This is a genomic window from Enhygromyxa salina (genome assembly GCF_002994615.1).
In the GTDB taxonomy this organism is placed as follows: domain Bacteria; phylum Myxococcota_A; class Polyangia; order Nannocystales; family Nannocystaceae; genus Plesiocystis; species Plesiocystis salina_A.
In genome coordinates this window covers 1-12,909 of record NZ_PVNK01000005.1, presented here as the reverse complement: position 1 = coordinate 12,909, position 12,909 = coordinate 1, and the positions used below count along the sequence as shown (strand labels likewise).

The window sequence follows — 12,909 nt, the reverse complement described above, 5'->3', positions numbered from 1 at the left end:
GAGGGCTTTGTCGCCAAAACTTGCAGTACGCCCGGTACAGCGGCGTTTTGGCTTCGCGCCCTCGGCGAAGATTCCGGCGCGAGGCGACACGATGCATTGCACCCCGGGCTGCTAAGTCGGCGACGTGAAGGTCAGCGAGAACGCGAACTGGCCGCCCGCGTCGTTGATCTTCACGCTGGGCCCGAGCCCCGCGAACACGAGCATGGCCTTGATCGCTCCGGCGTACATCACTCGGATGCCGACGCTGGCCTCGACGACGTCCGGGAGGCCGCGGGCCTCGAGGCGGAGGCGCCCGCCGTCATCATCGGGGACGACGACGATCTCGCCGCAGTTGCGCGCAGAGATCGACCAGGCCGCGGGCGCGAGCGCGAGCACGGCCTCGCCCCGGGCGCGGGTCCCATCTTCGTGATCGCGGAGGCTGTGGCTGAGGGGCTCGAGCAGGCCGCCGACCCAGCTGTCGTAGACGAGATCGCGCCAGAATTCGACGGCGCGCTCGCGCTCGAGCACGTCGACGAGCGCGTCACAGACCTCGATCACGTGCTCGACGGGCAGCCACTCGTCCGAGCGCGTCCGGGCGATCGCGTTTTGAGCTCCACGGGTGATCTTGTCGAGCACCCGCAGGCGCACGTCGTCAGGGAAGGAACGGATCCGCCGCATCGCGCCGCGACTCCAGCTATTGATGATCGCGGGGCTGGTCACGTCGAGCGCGGATCGTATCACGCCGAGCGCCCTGCGAACGAGCGGTCAGCACTCGATGATGTTGACCGCGAGCCCGCCACGGGCGGTCTCTTTGTACTTCTTCTTCATGTCGGCGCCGGTCTGGCGCATGGTCTCGATCACCTTGTCGAGGGAGACCTTTTGGCTGCCGTCACCGCGCATGGCCAGGCGCGCGGCGTTGATCGCCTTGACGGCGCCCATGGCGTTGCGCTCGATGCAGGGCACCTGAACCAGGCCGCCGACGGGATCACAGGTCAGGCCGAGGTTGTGCTCCATGCCGATCTCGGCCGCGCACTCGACCTGGCTCGGGGTCCCGCCGAGGGCCTCGGTGAGCCCCGCCGCGGCCATCGAGCACGCGACCCCGACCTCGCCCTGGCACCCGACCTCGGCCCCGGAGATCGACGCTCGGGTCTTGTAGATGATCCCGATCGAGCCGGCCGTCAGCAAGAAGCGCTCGATCCCCTCGCGGTCGGCCGCCGCGTAGAAGCGGCGATAAAAGTGCAGGACCGCGGGGATGATCCCGGCGGCGCCGTTGGTCGGCGCGGTCACGACCCGGCCGCCCGCGGCGTTCTCTTCGTTGACGGCGAGGGCGTAGAGGTTGACCCAGTCCATCGCGCGGAGGGGGTCGCTGCTGGCCTCGCCGCTCGGGTCGTTGCGGAGGCGGCGATACATGGCGGCGGCGCGGCGCTTGACCCTGAGCCCGCCCGGCAGGATGCCCTCGCGCGCGCAGCCGCGCTCGACGCAGGCCTGCATCGTCGACCACAGCAGCCCGAGGCGCTCGCGGATCTCGGCCTCGCTGCGCCACACGGCCTCGTTCTCCCGGGTCAGCGTCGAGATGCTCAGGCCGGACTCGCGGCAGCGCTCGAGCAGCTCGGTGCCGCTGTCGAAAGGATGGGGCAGGGGCGTGTCGTCGGCGACGATGCGGTCTTCGTCGGCGAGCTGGTCATCGACCACGAAGCCCCCGCCGACCGAGTAGTAGGTTCGCTCGCGGATCTCGACGCCAGCGGCGTCGTGGGCCCAAAAGCGCATGCCGTTGGGGTGCAGGGGCAGGATCTGGCGGCGGTGAAAGACGACGTCGCGCTTCGGATCGAAGGGGATCGCGTGGTCCTCGAGCACGCGCAGCTGCCGGGTGTTCTCGATGTTCGCGACGCGCTCGGCGATCTCGTCGACCTCGACGGTCTCGGGCCGCTCACCCTCGAGCCCGAGCAGCACGGCCGTGTCGCTGCCGTGGCCCTTGCCCGTGTGGCCGAGAGAGCCGAACAGCTCGACGCGCAGCTTGGCGACCCTGGCGAGGGTGCCGTCGCGCTCGAGCCCGAGCACGAAGCGCCGCGCCGCCTTCATCGGGCCGACGGTGTGCGAGCTCGACGGGCCGATGCCGATCGTGAACATGTCGAAGATGCTGATCGCCATGGTGTGTGGCCAGCCATACGCGTTCGCGGCGGGTCGTCAAGGGGCCGGCGGTCGAGTAGGATCGTCCGGATGCCTCGCGGAACCCGCCTGTTGCTCGTCGTGCTCTCGGTCCCGGCCCTGGCCCTGGTCGGCTGCCGGGCGGACGCGGAGGACTGCCAGGCGCTCGCCGAGCACATCGTCGAGCTCGCCCAGGCCGAGGGCAAGGGCGGCGGCGCGACCTCGCTCGCGCTCGAGCGTGACTGCGCGGCCCAGCGACCGACTCGCGCGCTGGTCGAGTGCATGATGGCCGCCGAGACCCTGGCCGAACTCGACGGCTGCTAGGCCTGAAGGTAGGCCTTTGCAGCGCTAGAGATCTTTGGCGAGGCGCAGTCCGGAGAATTGCCAGCGGCTCGGCGCGGCGAAGAAATTGCGATATCCGGGGCGTACGTGGTTGGCTGGCGTCGCACAGGAGCCCCCGCGCAGCACCATTTGGTTGCACATGAACTTGCCGTTGTACTCCCCGACCGCGCCCGGCGGCGGGCGGTAGCCGGGGTAGGGCGAGTAGGGGCTCGCGGTCCACTCCCAGACGTCACCGAAGAGCTGCGCGAGCCCGCTCGAGTCGGCGCTCGCGCGGGCGGCTTCGGGGTGCAGCGAGGCGCGCGCGAGCGCCTTTGGGGAGGTCGGCAGGAGGTTGCCCGCGACCTCGAGCTCACCCGCGACCTGCTCCCACTCGGCCTCGCTCGGCAGGCGGGCGCCGGACCAGCGCGCGAAGGCGTCGGCCTCGTAGTAGCTCAGGTGGCAGACGGGCGCGGCGAGGTCGAGCTCGCGGACGCCGTCGAGGGTGAACACCGTCCAGGCCTCGCCGGGCTCCGGCGGCCGCCAGTAGCTCGGCGCGCGCCAGCCCTCGCGCAGGATGACGTCCCAGCCCTCGGACAACCACAGCTCCGGGCGCGCGTAGCCGTCGTCGTTCATGAACGCGAGGTACTCGGCGCAGGTCACGAGCCGGCTCGCGAGGGCGAAGGGCTCGAGCCACCGCTTGTGCCGCGGGCCCTCGTTGTCAAAGCCGAACGCGTCGGCGGACGCGCCCTGATCGCGCCCGAGCTCGACGAGGCCGCCCGGATCCTCGACCCAGCGCAGCGCGGGCGCCTCGGCGGGGTGGGCCTCCCGGCCCGGGTCGCGGTACGCGGGCGCGAGCGGGTTGCACGAGAGCACGTGCTTGATGTCGGTCAGGATCAGCTCTTGGTGTTGCTGCTCGTGGTGAAGCCCGAGCTCGACGAGCGCGCGCTTGTCGGCGGGCAAGCTCGGCAGCGCGGCGACGACCCGGGCATCGACCGCGCGGCGGTAGGCGAGGATCTCGGGCACGGTCGGCCGCGACAGCAGGCCCCGACGCGGCCGCGCGTGCATGGTGCCGACGGTCTGGTAGTAGCTGTTGAACAGGAAGTCCCAGCCCTCGCGGTAGCGGACGTAGCCCGGGCCGTCGAGCACGAAGGTCTCGAAGAACCAGCTCGTGTGGGCCAGGTGCCACTTGGTCGGGCTGGTGTCGGGCATCGACTGGACGCACTGGTCCTCGGGCCCGAGCGGGGCCGCGAGGGCCTCGGTGAGCGAGCGGACCTGGGCGTAGGCCGAGGCCAGCCGGGTTGGATCGAGTCGGATCGTCGAAGACATCGGGGCAGGGGAGTCGCCAGCCGAGCTTCGGGGCCCACTGCTAGTCCGTCAAGTGACGCGCCTGCACGAGAGTACAGTGCGAGTATGTGTGTACACTCTTCATCGTCTCCTGACTCGGGCCTTGGGCCCGATACCCTCGCTTCGCTCGGGCCCACAGGCCCTCGGAGGCCGTCTGGGCGCTGGCAGCGAACGATATGCGCGGACGACAAGAGATTTTAATAACGGGATCAGTCGCGCCGGGCACCAACTAGTAGACGAGAACACGATGCCGACTCATCAAGGTAAGACCCAGACAGATATTGTAATTGGCGACGCTGGCGACTCCGCGAGCGAGGCCACAGAATTCGAGTTCGTCGCGACCCACGCCGGCCCCGGCAGCGTCCAGTTCGTTGACTACGCGCCGGGCACCGACCGGCAGTTCAGCGGCTACGAGCTCGTGGTCACCGACGTCGCCGGCTCACCGGTCGCGACGATGGCCGCGCGCTACAAGGCCTGGATCGACGTCGGGACCGCGACCGGCAAGAAGGAGATCGACATCCAGAACCTGTTCAACCCGGCTCCGGCGGGCTCGCGTCCGGACTGGCCGCTGTCGCCGCAGACCTCGGCCGAGCGCGTGTGGCAGACCGAGACCTTCGACTCGGCGAGCAACCTCTACGCCAAGACCTGCGCGACCTGGCAGGTCCGGACCACGGTGATCTCGGCGACCGCGACCGTGATGCAGACGATCGTCGATCAGGACCCGGGGCTGCTGCGTGTGCACCTGGTCTACCTCGACGGCGCGGCCGTGATCCTCGACGTGGTTGCGACGATGATCGCTGCGACCTCCGTCACGGGCAACGTGACCGCCGACCCGCCCGACGTGACCGACACCTTCAGCCCCTGAGCTCAGCCCTGGGGCGCGGGGTTGATCTTGCCGGTGCTCGAGCCGCCGAGGTAGGCGTAGCTGTCGGCCCCGTCGAAGCCGACGACGACGACGGAGAAGGGCTCGGTGCCCTCGAGCTGGTGGACGCCGTCGGGCACGGTGTAGCGCGCGGCCTCCCAGTCGCCGCCGAACTCCAGGTACTGGTCGGGCGGGATCGCGACGCCGTCGACGGTGACCTCGGCGCCGATCGGCTGGGTCACGACGAGCACGTCGTTGATCCACTGATCGGGCACCAGCACGACGTAGCGGGGCAGGAACTGCTCGAAGGGCGCGAGCTGGACCATCGCCGGATCGCCCTGGTTGCCCTCGGGCAGGTTGCCGAAGCCGGTCATGTAATTGGCCACGGCGATCGGCTTGTCGGCCTCGACGAGCAGGTCGCCGGGGTGCTCGGGGGTCCCGGCCGCGAAGAACTCGAGGGTCTCACCCTGGTTGAGCACCGCGGGCGTCATCGGGAGGCCGGTGACCTCGGGGGCGGCGGTGATCGTGACGGTGGTGCCGTCTTCGCTGGCGAAGATCTGCCACAGTGAGGCCTCGGGCGCGTCGGGCCAGCGGACCGGCACGCGGCCAGCCGCGAAGTTCTGACCCCACAGGCGCACGCCCGAGAGCTGGTCCTCGATGTGGTCGCAGGCGACCTCACCCAAAGGGATCCACGCGCACTCGTGGCCCGAGAACACCGCGATCGGGTGGTCCTCGTCGGACACGACCTTGGTCCCGGTCAGCTGGGTGTGCTGCGTGGCGACCATGACCTCGGCGATCTCGCCCTCGGCGAGCATGACCTCGAAGGGCACGTTGGGGCTCCCGGACGGGACCCCGGGGCCCGCCTCGGTCGCGACCACGGGCGTGACCTCGACGACGGTGCCGTCCTCGGCGGCGACGATCGTCACGTAGCCGCGGCCGTAGCCCTCGCCCCAGTGGATGACCTGGTTGTAGTAGTCCCAGCTCGCGACTGGGTAGAGCATCGAGGCGTCCGAGCTCGCCGCGCCCTGGATCATCGGGTTGAACTGGTAGGCGATGATCGGGACGTCGGAGCTGACGCGGTAGCTGCCGTCGGCCTTGACCCCGCTGCCTTGGTGGTGGTTGTCGGGCAGGGGGAAGGCGTAGAGATCGAGGGGATCGACGATCACCGGCCCGGCCACGATCTCCCAGTTGTTGCCGTTCTTCTTCTCGACGGTGACCGTGGCCGGGGTGTCGAGCTGGACGTTGGACACCGCGACCGCGTACTGGTCGTACTCGAGCGTGCCGTTTTGGTCGAGGTCGACGGCGTAGAACAGGCAGCCGACGGTGGTCGAGCCGGCGGCCGCCTGGTCGCAGGTCTCCGGGATGATCGGCCCGTCCTCGCCCGTGTCGCCGCCGCCGTCGGGCAGCGCGGCCATGTCGAACTTGATGCCGCTGGTGTCGTCGCCGTCGTCGTCGCCGTCGCCGTCGCCGGGGTCGCCATCCCCGTCGCCAGAGTCGCCGTCGCCGTCGCCGGAGTCGGAGTCGCCGTCGCCGTCGCCGGAGTCGCTCCCGGCCATCGACGTGGCATCGGCCGAGACGCCGCTGAGTGGGCTCCCGCCGTCATCGGCGGCACTGTCGCCGCACGCAGCGAGGAGCAGGAGTGAGCAAGGCAAGTAGAGGCGACGCATGCGGGCGAGTGTAGCCCGCCGCGCGCCACGGACACGAGCGACGCCGATCAGTCGCGCTCGTCGTCCTCGTCCTCGTCCTCGTCCTCGTCCTCGTCGGCCTCTTCAGCCTCGGCCTCGTCTTCGTCGGCCTCGTCTTCGTCGGCCTCTTCAGCCTCGTCCTCGTCTTCGTCGGCCTCGTCCTCGTCCTCGTCCTCGTCCTCCCACCAGGCCGCTTCGGGGATCGGCCCGTCGGCGGAGGCGCGCTTGCCCACGAAGACCAGCACGATCGCCGCGGTAACCACGAAGAGAGAGATGAACTGGCTGGTCGTCATCATCACGGGGATCGTCGGGTCGAGCCCGAGCGCCTCGTTGAGCCCGGGCGTCTCGAGCTTCATGACGTAGCCGCGGACCGAGTCGCCGCGGAACATCTCGAGCACGAAGCGCGCGATCGGGTAGAAGATCACGTAGTGGAGCATGACCTGGCCGTGAAAGCGCTTCTTGAGGCGCAGGTTCATCAGCCACAAAAACAGCATCAGCTCGATGCCCGACTCGACCAGCGGGATCGGGTAGCGGCCCATGCCGCCCGCGTACGCGGGCGAGCCCTCGGGGTAGTGGAGCGCGAAGCCGCCGTCGTGGGCGGCCCCGTAGCAGCACCCGGCGCACAGACAGCCGAGGCGCCCGAAGGCGTGGGCCAGCGCCAGCATCGGCGCGCCGAGGTCGAAGAAGCGCAGGAGTCGCTGCCAGCCCTGCTTGAGGGTCTCGACCCTCGTGCCCTCCCGCGGCCCGCTCTTTTTGAGCACGAAGTGATAGACCAGGTAGCAGACCGCGCCGATCGGGCCGCCGTAGAACACCAGGCCGCCCTGCCAGATCGCGATGATCGAGCCGGGGTCGTCCATGAAGCGGCTGAGATCGGTCAGGACGTAGAACAGGCGCGAGACGATCAAGCCCCACAGCACGGTCCACAGCGCGACCTTCTCGAACAGCTCCGGCGTCATCAGTTTGATGCGCTGGTTCTCGCGCCCGCCGAGCACGATCGCGGCGAGCAGGCCGAGCGCGACCATGATCCCGTAAGGAGCGATGCGGAGCGGGCCCAGGTGGAATGGCTCGTAAAACATGGCTTTGGCTTCGGCTTCGGCGCCCCGGTCGGGGCCCGAGTCCGTTGGCGTCTCCTAGCGAAAAGCAGGGGCCAGGTCCAGCGAGGTCCCCGCAGACGGGTCTGGGAGGCCGCACAAAGCGGCGCGGATCGCCGCTGCGCAGCTCACTTCGCCCTGCGCAGCCCACGGGTGCCCGTGCTCACACCGACATTTGCGGGGGCTGGCGGCTAGATCGCGGGGGTGATCATGGCCAAGACCGAGCTGGTTGGATCGCGGAGGATCGCCCGCTCGCCGACGCCAGCTCGCTCGTCGACCGGCGCGATGACCTGAGCGCGCGCGGGCTGACGAGCCACCCGGCCCCAACGAACTCGTCGTCGAGGCGCGAGTCGATGCGCAGCTGAGAGCTCATGCGAAAGGGGGCCTCGTCGGTCTCGTGGACTCGGCCTGACAAAGCGAGCGCGCCTGCGCGGAGTTCGGGTCGCGCGAACGCGCGGGCAACAGCGCGCCGACCCCTCGCGGGTCCTCGTCGCGGGTCGACTCGATCGCGCAGGCGCGCGCAGGCGCCCAACCTTCGACGGCCAGGCACGGTGAGGCCGAATTCGCGCGCACCGTCGTCGCTCTCGGTCATGGTCGCGGGTGGTCGCGCGTGGAAATTGCTGGATCCGAGCCGGGGGTTTTCGGGGTTTTCGGGGTTGTCGCGGTTTTCGCGAGCCGAAGCGGGAGGTGTTGGACCTCGCTCGCGATCGCCATACACTTCTCCGAGTGGCCATGACCAAGTCCGTATTGACCCTAGTGAGCACGAGCCTGTTTCTCATCACCGCGTGCGGCGACGACTCCGGACCGACCTCCAGCGAGGGCGGGATCGTCTCGCTCGGCGACACCGGGGGCAGCGGGGGCGACAACGCCGAGGGCATGGACACCAAAAACGGCGACGGCGACGGCGACGGCGACACGAGCCCCGGCGATGGCGACGGTGACACCGATCCGGGCGACGGCGACGGCGACGACGGCAGCGAGGGCAGCGGGTCCAACAAGTGGGACACCCTCTCGGTCCCCGACGGCGGCAACAACTGTGGTGGTGGCGGCGGCGGGAACGACGATCCGGAGTGGTCGTACCTGTGGGCCGCCAACAGCACCCAGGGCACGATCTCCAAGATCGACACCAAGACCGTGACCGAGGTCGGTCGCTACCAGGTCCGGCCCGACGGTGCGGGCAGCCCCTCGCGGACCTCGGTCAGCCTCTCGGGCCACGTCGCGGTCGCCAGTCGCAACGGCGGCGTGACCAAGATCTACGCCGACGAGAGCTTCTGCGAGGAGTCCAACGGCATGCCCGGCATCCAGACCTCCAACAGCTCGGCCTACCTGCCGTGGGGCGAGGAAGAGTGCGTCGCGTGGCACAAGCCGATGGACTACCAGTCCCAGCGCCCGGCGGCCTGGGGCCCGGGCGAGTTCAACGAGGGCACCTGCCAGTGGGAGAACGAGGAGCTGTGGACCGCGGGGACCAACAACAACGGGACCATCGACATCTACGTGCTCGACGGTGACGACGGCGCGACCAAAGAGATGATCGCGGTCCCGACCGGCGGCGACGGCCTGGCCGCGAGCTTCTACGGCATCTACGGCGGGGCCGTCGACGGCGACGGCAACTTCTGGGGCTCACAGCTGGGCAGCAGCGGCAAGCTGATCAAGGTCGTCCGCGAGGACATGACCTACACGATCTACGACACGCCCAACGATGCCTCGTGGTACGGCATGACCGTCGACGAAGACGGCATGGTCTGGCTGTGCCGCAACTACGTCGCCCGCTTCGATCCCCAGACCGAGGAGTGGACCACGGCCATGACCGGCGGCTACACCGGCTGCATGGCGGACGTCGGCGAGGACGGGCTGCTGTGGCAGGCGTCGAGCGGCAACCAGGGCGTGATCGGGGTCAACCGCGACACCTTGCAGGTCGAGAAGAGCTGGCCCGCGGGCGGGGCCTACGGCATCAGCATCGACTTCGAGGGCTACGTCTGGGCGGTGGCGTTCGGCTCGAACGCCAGCAAGATCGACCCGGAGACGGGGCAGTTTTGGATGTACGACGGCCTGGTCGGTGCCTACACCTACTCCGACATGACCGGGTTCGCGCTGAGCAACGCCGGAACCCCGAGCGGCTGAGGCCTTCACAGGCCTTCAGGCCAGGCCAGGCGCAAGCTGCCGTCGAGGTAGACGCGCTCGTGGGCCTGGAGGCCGGTCGAGGGCTCGGTGATGTGGCTGTGGACGTTCGTCAGCGGGGCGACGACGGGGTCGCGGCCGCGAGTGAAGCTCTGCTCACGGACGATGACGAGGTAGGCCTTGTTGAGGAGCAGGGCGCGCTCGGGCGAGGGCGTGAGGATCGCGGCGATGTCGGGGGCGGCCGCGAGGGCGGCCTCGTCGACGGCGCCCTCGTCGGTGAACCAGCGTGAACGCATCTCGAGGTTGCCGCGGAACTCGTCGCCGGCCTCGGCGCGCTCGAGGTAGGTAGCGATCTCGCCGCGCGCGTGCCCGACCTGGGGCGCGTCGGGCATCCCGCGGATGTCCTGGTAGCCCCAGCCCGCCTGGCCGGGGAGCTTGCGCGGGAACGCGAAGCTCTGGTCGGCGGTGACCCCGAGGTTGCTGTGGCACCCCATGCAGAAGTAGGTCTCCTCCTCGGTCTGGACCCGGAGCCGGCCGCGCCGATCCTCGATGAAGCCCTGGAGCACCCAGCCGTAGGAATTGCGCAGGCCTGTCAGGGGCGAGCCGGCGAAGATCGGGAGGCCGCCCTCGCTCCGCTCCTCGTCCTCGCGGCCGTAGGCGGCGCGGAGCCGGGCGTCGGACAGGGTCGCAAAGCGCCTGCTGTAGCGCAGCTCCTTCATGCGCGTGGCCACGCCCCCCTCGGGATCGAGGTAGCGGACCGAGTGGAGGAATTCGGTGCCCTCGGGGTACAGGCCCCGGCGCACGGGCATGTCCGCGGCCGCTCCGGCGAAGCGCGGGGGCAGGCCGACGATGACAGTGACCTCGGGCTCGAGCTCGCCATCGCCGTCGAGGTCGATGTTGGCCGCGCGCTCGTCAATCGGCTCGATCGGCCAGCGCAGCGTGGCGTCGGGCGTGCGCGGGTCGGTCGCGAGGCTGGCCTCGAGGATCGCGAGGTTGGCCCGGTAGACCGCGGGCGACTCGCGGCCGTCGGCGTCGCGGCGCAGGGCCGGAGGCAGGCGGATCATGACGTCGTCGGTGCTGCCGTTGGTCGGCCAGAACGCGCCCGCGAAGGGCTTGTAGCGGAACGCTCGCCAGTGGCTGCCGTCGCGGGCGAAGCCGGCCTCGTCGAAGCCCGCGGCGAAGTCGAGGTCCGGGCGGTAGCCGCGGTAGTCGTCGACGGGCAGGGCGTCGATCGCCTCGCGCAGCGGCGTGTAGTTGTCGGCCTGGATCCACGCGAGGATCTCGGCGTTGGTGATCGCGGCCACGGCCGCGCGGCGATCCTCGAACAGGTTGGTCCAGTAGTTGGTCTTGGCCTCGTCCGAGAAGTCGTAGGTGCGCTGCAGATCCCAGTCGACCATCGCGTTGGGGAAGCGCGAGGGCGCGTGGCAGACCCAGCAGGGGTTCGCGTGGCCGTCGGTCTTCGTGTAGCACTGCGGCGGGATCGTGGCCTCGAGGTTGTCGAGCTTGCCGAGCGCGGCGCGGGCCGTGGCGAGAGGATCGTAGGGAGGCTCGGGCTCGGGCTCGTCTCCGTCCGACTCGCTGGGGCTGGCCGCGGGGTCGCCTGAGCCCGGGTCCTCGCGGGGCTCGTCGTCGCGCCCACACGCGAGCCCGAGCGCGGCGGCGCCGAGCAGGAGACAGCTTCGGGCTACACGAACGTGGATCATGGGACAACTCTCCCCTCCGTGGCTGCTGAGGACAAGTCATCGCGCCTTGCGCCGCCGTCTCCTGCGGTCCACCCTCGTGCGGTGCCCGCCGACGCGACGCAGCTTTGGATCGTCGGCGCGGGGCCGGCCGCCCTGGCACTCGCGGACAGCTGCGTCGCGCGAGGCGTGCGGGTTGGCATCCTCGCGCCGGATCCTCGCGCTGCCTGGATCCCCAACTACGCGCTGTGGCTCGACGACGCGATCGAGCTCGGGGTCGAGGGCTTCCTCGCCCGGCGCTGGGCCCGGGCCGAGGCCCGCTTCGCTGGAGGCCCGCGCGTGTTGGATCGGGGCTACGCGCTGCTCGATGCTCGCCGCTGGCAGCTCGAGCTCCTCGCCCGCTGCGAGGCCGCGGGCGTCCGAATTGAGACGAACAGGCTGGCCGAGATCAGCCACGACGACGAGGGCGTCGAGCTGCGCTGCGAAGACACCACGTGCCTGCGCGCGCGCCTGGTCGTCGACGCGAGCGGGCACGCTTCGCCCTTCGTCGCGCGCGAGCCGGGCGGGGCGCCGTACTACCAGGTTGCCTGGGGCGAGCTGTGGGCGGTCGAGGGCGGGCACCCTGTGCATCGGGAGGACCCGATGACCTTCATGGACTGGACCTCCAGCGGGCCGCGGGAGGCCGCAGAGGAGCTGCCCCCGACCTTTCTCTATGCGATGCCACTTGGTGACGATCGTTTGTTCGTCGAAGAGACCGTGCTCGCGGCCCGGCTCGGCCGCGCGCCCGCGGACTATTTTCCGGCTCTGCGCGCGCGCCTGCATCGGCGACTCGAGCGCTCGGGCGCGCTCACCCTCGCCGGGCGGCCGCAGGAGGTCGAGCGCTGCGTCATCCCGATGGGCGCGCCCTTGCCCCGCGGGGATCAGCGGACCTTGGCCTACGGAGGCGCGGCCTCGATGGTTCACCCGGCGACGGGCTACCTGCTGACCAACGTCCTGCGCCGCCGCGAGCGGGTCGCCGACGCGATCGCCCGCGAGCTCGCCGACTGGGTCGGCCCTGGCGGGCCCAGTCGGCGGATCTGGCAGGCGATCTGGACGCCCGAGGAGGTCCGCGCGTGGCGGCTCTACAGCTTCGGCCTCGAGGTGATCGCTGAGCTCGATCGGGCCGGGACCGATCGCTTCTTCGCCGAGTTCTTCGACCTGCCCGAGCACTGCTGGCGCGGGTTCGTGTCCGCGAGCGGCCCGACGACCGAGCTGATGGCCACGATGCTGCGCTACTACGCCTCGACCTCTCGACCGATCCGCGGGCGCCTGTCCTCGGCCCTGCTCGGTCGCCGCGGCCTACGAATGCTGCGAGGCTTCGCGGGACTCGAACGCTAGCAAGAAACCTGAGACCGGCCGCTTGCGGCCGTGCGTGGCGCCGTAGCTGACGGCCGGGGGGGGTCAAGAGAGCCCCCTTTTAGGGGGCCACGCAAACGACGGCGAAGCTCATACCAGCCCACCGAGCGAGGAACGAGCGACCGGCCGCTTGCGGCCGTGCGTGGCGCCGTAGCTGACGGCCGGGGGGGTCAAGAGAGCCCCCTTTTAGGGGGCCACGCAAACGACGGCGAAGCTCATACCAGCCCACCGAGCGAGGAACGAGCGACCGGCCGCTTGCGGCCGTGCGTGGCGCCGTAGCTGACGGCCGG

Annotated in this window: 11 protein-coding genes; 4 read left to right on the top strand and 7 right to left on the bottom strand. The window is 70.2% G+C overall.

Going from position 1 to position 12,909, the window contains the following annotated elements; translation table 11 throughout:
* Positions 1 to 111: 111 nt before the first annotated feature.
* Entirely contained in the window at positions 112 to 699 is a 588-nt protein-coding gene (locus ENSA5_RS00330) for a hypothetical protein (RefSeq protein ID WP_106389546.1), read from the bottom strand.
* 45 nt (positions 700 to 744) lie between these two features.
* Positions 745 to 2,127 (bottom strand): L-serine ammonia-lyase, encoded by a 1,383-nt coding sequence (locus tag ENSA5_RS00325; RefSeq protein WP_106389545.1) that lies wholly within the window; start codon positions 2,125 to 2,127, stop codon positions 745 to 747.
* Between the two features lie 69 nt (positions 2,128 to 2,196).
* Between ENSA5_RS00325 and ENSA5_RS00320 the strand changes: the two genes are divergently transcribed.
* A complete protein-coding gene (locus ENSA5_RS00320) occupies positions 2,197 to 2,448 on the top strand; it encodes a hypothetical protein (protein ID WP_106389544.1) in 252 nt (83 codons plus the stop codon).
* A 24-nt stretch (positions 2,449 to 2,472) separates the two neighbouring features.
* Here the strand turns inward: ENSA5_RS00320 and egtB are convergent, their stop codons facing one another.
* Positions 2,473 to 3,771 (bottom strand): ergothioneine biosynthesis protein EgtB, encoded by a 1,299-nt coding sequence (gene egtB, locus ENSA5_RS00315; RefSeq protein ID WP_106389543.1) that lies wholly within the window; start codon positions 3,769 to 3,771, stop codon positions 2,473 to 2,475.
* A gap of 265 nt (positions 3,772 to 4,036) precedes the next feature.
* Here egtB and ENSA5_RS00310 point away from each other — a divergent pair, with 265 nt between their 5' ends.
* Positions 4,037 to 4,654, top strand: coding sequence for a hypothetical protein (locus ENSA5_RS00310; RefSeq protein WP_106389542.1), 618 nt, complete (start codon positions 4,037 to 4,039; stop codon positions 4,652 to 4,654).
* Positions 4,655 to 4,656: 2 nt separating this feature from the next.
* On the opposite strand, the gene ENSA5_RS00305 is transcribed toward ENSA5_RS00310, so the two are convergent.
* The 3 genes from ENSA5_RS00305 to ENSA5_RS39040 all read right to left on the bottom strand — a co-directional run bounded on the left by ENSA5_RS00305 (position 4,657) and on the right by ENSA5_RS39040 (position 7,744).
* Positions 4,657 to 6,318 (bottom strand): IgGFc-binding protein, encoded by a 1,662-nt coding sequence (locus ENSA5_RS00305; protein WP_181197092.1) that lies wholly within the window; start codon positions 6,316 to 6,318, stop codon positions 4,657 to 4,659.
* 47 nt (positions 6,319 to 6,365) lie between these two features.
* Positions 6,366 to 7,412 (bottom strand): prolipoprotein diacylglyceryl transferase, encoded by a 1,047-nt coding sequence (locus tag ENSA5_RS00295; RefSeq protein ID WP_106389539.1) that lies wholly within the window; start codon positions 7,410 to 7,412, stop codon positions 6,366 to 6,368.
* Between the two features lie 206 nt (positions 7,413 to 7,618).
* A complete protein-coding gene (locus ENSA5_RS39040; protein WP_258182682.1) occupies positions 7,619 to 7,744 on the bottom strand; it encodes a hypothetical protein in 126 nt (41 codons plus the stop codon).
* Positions 7,745 to 8,159: 415 nt separating this feature from the next.
* On the opposite strand from ENSA5_RS39040, the gene ENSA5_RS36770 reads away from it, so the two are divergent.
* A complete protein-coding gene (locus ENSA5_RS36770; RefSeq protein ID WP_181197091.1) occupies positions 8,160 to 9,548 on the top strand; it encodes a Vgb family protein in 1,389 nt (462 codons plus the stop codon).
* Positions 9,549 to 9,553: 5 nt separating this feature from the next.
* On the opposite strand, the gene ENSA5_RS00280 is transcribed toward ENSA5_RS36770, so the two are convergent.
* Positions 9,554 to 11,248: an Aq_1262 family (lipo)protein gene (locus ENSA5_RS00280; RefSeq protein ID WP_106389537.1), complete on the bottom strand. Its 1,695-nt coding sequence runs from the start codon at positions 11,246 to 11,248 to the stop codon at positions 9,554 to 9,556.
* An 81-nt stretch (positions 11,249 to 11,329) separates the two neighbouring features.
* Between ENSA5_RS00280 and ENSA5_RS00275 the strand changes: the two genes are divergently transcribed.
* Positions 11,330 to 12,601 carry a lycopene cyclase family protein gene (locus ENSA5_RS00275; RefSeq protein WP_181197090.1) on the top strand — a complete coding sequence of 424 codons (1,272 nt, stop codon included), beginning with the start codon at positions 11,330 to 11,332 and terminating at the stop codon, positions 12,599 to 12,601.
* Positions 12,602 to 12,909 lie beyond the last annotated feature (308 nt).

Excerpts from the sequence above, each read along its gene's own strand:
- ENSA5_RS00320 (WP_106389544.1), top strand. The coding sequence starts at position 2,197 with ATGCCTCGCGGAACCCGCCTGTTGCTCGTCGTGCTCTCGGTCCCGGCC.
- ENSA5_RS00295 (WP_106389539.1), bottom strand. The coding sequence starts at position 7,412 with ATGTTTTACGAGCCATTCCACCTGGGCCCGCTCCGCATCGCTCCTTAC.
- ENSA5_RS36770 (WP_181197091.1), top strand. The coding sequence starts at position 8,160 with ATGACCAAGTCCGTATTGACCCTAGTGAGCACGAGCCTGTTTCTCATC.
- egtB (WP_106389543.1), bottom strand. The coding sequence starts at position 3,771 with ATGTCTTCGACGATCCGACTCGATCCAACCCGGCTGGCCTCGGCCTAC.
- ENSA5_RS00305 (WP_181197092.1), bottom strand. The coding sequence starts at position 6,318 with ATGCGTCGCCTCTACTTGCCTTGCTCACTCCTGCTCCTCGCTGCGTGC.
- ENSA5_RS00280 (WP_106389537.1), bottom strand. The coding sequence starts at position 11,248 with ATGATCCACGTTCGTGTAGCCCGAAGCTGTCTCCTGCTCGGCGCCGCC.
- ENSA5_RS00310 (WP_106389542.1), top strand. The coding sequence starts at position 4,037 with ATGCCGACTCATCAAGGTAAGACCCAGACAGATATTGTAATTGGCGAC.
- ENSA5_RS00325 (WP_106389545.1), bottom strand. The coding sequence starts at position 2,127 with ATGGCGATCAGCATCTTCGACATGTTCACGATCGGCATCGGCCCGTCG.